We start from the raw sequence: 3467 nt of genomic DNA, 5'->3' as shown, positions 1-3467 counted from the left end.
GCTGTCCTGTATGCCACTCCGATATTCATTTAGACCAACTTTTAGAAGATGAAGCGGGGCGCGAAATTTTAGGGCTGCTTACCGAGTTAAAATATGGCGTAGCCCGCCCTTTGGTTTCATACATTGCGCTATTTCGCCCGGATAAATCAGCGTTAAGCAACTCAAGAGCGGTTAAATTAATGCGCGAAGTGTTAGATTTATTCCCACCTTCTCAATTATTAGCCCACTGTTTGAGTGAAACAGTCAATTCAGTGCAGAAAAAACGCCGAGAAAGCTTAAATCTCGCCCCGCTTAACAATCACCGCTATTTAATGCAAGTGATGGAAACGAACCGACCACTCTTTTCCGGTACAGGCTCGGCTGCCGTAAATAACGCAGAACGCCAACAGGCAGAGCGCGCCAATCACTGTAATGATGATATTGAAAACACCATTTTATATATTGAGCGTTTTTATCAGCTAGGCCAGCCGGTGGAACACTTGCCAGGCTATGATGTATGGAAAAAGTGGAAAGATAAACAGCAAAAATGAACTTTTTTTAACCGCCGAAAGGCGGTTTTTTATTTATAAATCAAGTAATTATCTTTAAACAAAGACTTGACTTACAAAAATAATCCGCACAACGCATTGTAAAATCGCTATAATTTTGAACAATAGTGATCGTCCAACCAGTAGGGGTGGCTATGTTGAATGCAAGCAATGAACAAATTGAAACGTTTAATGAGAAAGCGCCTGAAATTTTGGCGGATTTAGCAAAACACACAGAAGTAAAAATCAAAGAAAAAATCGCTGATATTGAGCCAAAACTCGCCCAGCAAATCAGCATTGAAGTGGCAAATCATATCGCGCAATGCTGGGGCGGTGAGGTGATTTATATTCCACGCAACCTTGTTTTATTGCTAAACGAGCGTGACCGGAAGATTTATCAAGAATTCAACGGCACAAATCACCGTGAACTCGCACGAAAATACAACGTATCAATGCAGTGGATTTATCAGATAGTGAAAAAAATCACAAAAGAAGAAATCGCAAGACGCCAGTTTGATATGTTCGGTAACTCATAACCGATAAAAATGACAAAAAACGTCCGAAAGGGCGTTTTTTATGAGCAAAATAAATTTTATTGGAGTATGATTTTGCCGAACCATTTATAACTTAAGGAAAAAAACATGAAAAAACTACTATGTGCCTTTTTTGCTGGTGTGCTAGCTTGGTCATTGACCGCCTGTTCCGAAGATGAAGACCTAAATGCTCCAACATCATCAGAAATATCAGATGTAAAACTAAATCTTTATAAACTACTTCCTAAAGGCAGTGATAAATCTGCGACTTGTGAAAGTAGAAAAATTGGAGAGCATTATTATCTAGCTTGCAATTACATTGCAATTGGGCAAGCGCCATCATCGTTGTATGTTTTTTATTATGATAAAGTAAAAGATCCTGTTAAGCGTTTCTATGCGCTCAACGGTAAAGCTATGAGCCTATATGATGAAGAATTGAAATATGTGTCAATGCTAGGTAACTATAAAGACACATTTGGGCTTCCTCTGCCTGAAAGTATTAATATGGGCGAAGTAATGAAAGAATTTGAATTTATGCGCAAATAACGTCTTTAAATCAATTTAAAATCAAAACAAACGAGCCTGTTTTAAACTCCTTTTTAGTCTTACAAAAGGAGTTTTTTTATGTCTTTATCCTTACCTATCACAAAAATTGTGATCCATTGCTCCGCTACTCGTAACGGCAAGCAACTCAGAACAGTTAATCAAACCGCCGCTCAACGTATTAATGACTGGCACTCACAACGCGGCTTTAAACGCGACCCAATTTTAGCCAAAAAATTCAATCCGCATCTGCCTAACATTGGCTATCACTTTGTAATTGACACCGATGGCACGGTTGAAACAGGCCGAATGGTTGGCGAAATTGGCGCACACGTGAAAGGTCATAATCAACACTCGCTAGGCATTTGTCTTGTTGGCGGTATTACCCCAACCGGCAAAAACCATGGTGAATATACCGAAAAACAATGGCTCGCCTTGCACAAATTATTGCAAAAACTAGAGAGCGAACACCCCAGCGCCCGCATTTGTGGACATCGTGATTTGAGTCCGGACGTTAATGGCGACGGCACAATCACTCCGAGTGAGTGGATTAAAGACTGTCCTTGTTTTGATGTTTGGTCGTGGTTGGATAGCGAGCAAGTGATTAACGTTGACCATCTATTCCGGGGGTAAATATGGGACTTGCAATGTTTTTATTAGGCATGTTCGTCTTTGTAGCCGTTATTTTACTAATTATAGACCAAGAGTTTGCGGCACTTTTGTGCGCCGGCGGAGCGGTATGTTGTTTTGTCGTTATCATCACAATGATCGACATTCAAAACACCTGCCAGAGTTACGGCAAATTTAAAGTGGGCGGTAATATCTATCAATGCCAACTCATTCAGGAGCCAAAATGAGCAAACGCGTAAAAAACACTACCTCTCCTAAATATTGGAAGAACTACAAAGCCCCACGTTGCAAGCCAAGTAACAATGCAAAGCGTAACTGCAGAATCAATGGCGGCACAACAGCTGCACAAGGTTTTTACTTGTATTGGAGTTACTAATGAAAAGAGAAATCATAGGATTAACTCACTTTAGTTGTATTTTAGATGGGTTGATATTTTTGGGGTTTATTGCCGCAAATGAATTTAACATCAAAAACTTAATTCAATCTTACGAATTGTTTTTTTACTTCATTACTGCGCTCTCTGTATTGGTGATTTCTATTGGTTTTCCTGAACCTAAACATCAATACACCAAAGCTAGATTTTATTGGGAAATCATAGCTAATACGTTGCTTGGAATTATGCTGGCGTACTACGGATATTTTTTATGTGCAACAATTTTAACCTTCATTGGTTATATGATCTCAAAACATAATTATTTTACTGAGGGAAAAGAATGAAAAAAATGAGTGATTTGATTACCAACGCCGACGGTCGTCTATCGACTACGGCATTTATCCAGTTCTTTGGAGCTCTTCTCATGGCGGGGATTTTGGTGTTTTGCGTATGGTTAAATCGCTCCTATGTACCAGAATTATTCACGACATTCGCCCTCTTTTGTGGCGGTGGTGCAGCAACAAAAGGCTTCGCCAACGCAATGCAAAACCGCAATAGCCAAGGGGGTAACGGTGATTAATCTTTATATTGTAGGGGCGGCTTTCGCCGTTTTGGCTGGTGTTTTTATCCATGGTCGCGTGCAAGCGGCAAAAATTCGCAAGCAACAAGAAGAGATCGAATTCGTAAAACGTGAAGCGGCCGCAGTCGCACAGGAGTTAGAAAATGCAAATACAGCAAAAAACATTACTGAAACTAACCGCACTTTGTCTAGCAAGTCTGTTGATGAGCAGCTGCAGTCAAAAGGTTATTTCCGTGAAGACTAGCGGATGTTCAGCATTCGGTCTTATTTATCCAAGCCGT

Annotated in this window: 8 protein-coding genes; all 8 read left to right on the top strand. The window is 40.2% G+C overall.

Annotated features, from left to right (window positions below; genetic code table 11):
* Window positions 1–530 (top strand): HI_1489 N-terminal domain-containing protein (locus DPV85_RS09725; RefSeq protein WP_111327859.1); only part of this gene is annotated, 530 nt, incomplete at its 5' end.
* A 152-nt stretch (window positions 531–682) separates the two neighbouring features.
* Window positions 683–1063, top strand: a complete 381-nt coding sequence (locus DPV85_RS09720) for a Mor transcription activator family protein (protein WP_111327858.1) — start codon at window positions 683–685, stop codon at window positions 1061–1063.
* A 105-nt stretch (window positions 1064–1168) separates the two neighbouring features.
* Window positions 1169–1606: a hypothetical protein gene (locus tag DPV85_RS09715; RefSeq protein ID WP_111327857.1), complete on the top strand. Its 438-nt coding sequence runs from the start codon at window positions 1169–1171 to the stop codon at window positions 1604–1606.
* 78 nt (window positions 1607–1684) lie between these two features.
* Entirely contained in the window at window positions 1685–2236 is a 552-nt protein-coding gene (locus DPV85_RS09710; protein ID WP_111327856.1) for an N-acetylmuramoyl-L-alanine amidase, read from the top strand.
* Window positions 2237–2238: 2 nt separating this feature from the next.
* A complete protein-coding gene (locus DPV85_RS09705) occupies window positions 2239–2460 on the top strand; it encodes a hypothetical protein (RefSeq protein WP_049370711.1) in 222 nt (73 codons plus the stop codon).
* A 148-nt stretch (window positions 2461–2608) separates the two neighbouring features.
* Complete coding sequence (locus tag DPV85_RS09700; protein ID WP_049370709.1) at window positions 2609–2950, top strand: hypothetical protein; 342 nt, start codon at window positions 2609–2611, stop codon at window positions 2948–2950.
* On the top strand, window positions 2947–3186 hold the full coding sequence (locus DPV85_RS09695) for a DUF2644 domain-containing protein (protein ID WP_049370707.1): 240 nt from the start codon (window positions 2947–2949) through the stop codon (window positions 3184–3186). Before DPV85_RS09700 ends, DPV85_RS09695 begins: the two co-directional genes overlap by 4 nt.
* The gene (locus tag DPV85_RS09690) at window positions 3179–3430 is read left to right on the top strand and encodes a DUF2681 domain-containing protein (protein ID WP_053085468.1); all 252 of its coding nucleotides are present in this window, start codon (window positions 3179–3181) and stop codon (window positions 3428–3430) included. The genes DPV85_RS09695 and DPV85_RS09690 overlap by 8 nt, the downstream gene beginning before the upstream one ends.
* Window positions 3431–3467 lie beyond the last annotated feature (37 nt).

The organism is Haemophilus parainfluenzae (assembly GCF_003252725.1).
Classification (GTDB): Bacteria; Pseudomonadota; Gammaproteobacteria; order Enterobacterales; family Pasteurellaceae; genus Haemophilus_D; species Haemophilus_D parainfluenzae_L.
This window is presented reverse-complemented; position numbering and strand designations above follow the sequence as displayed.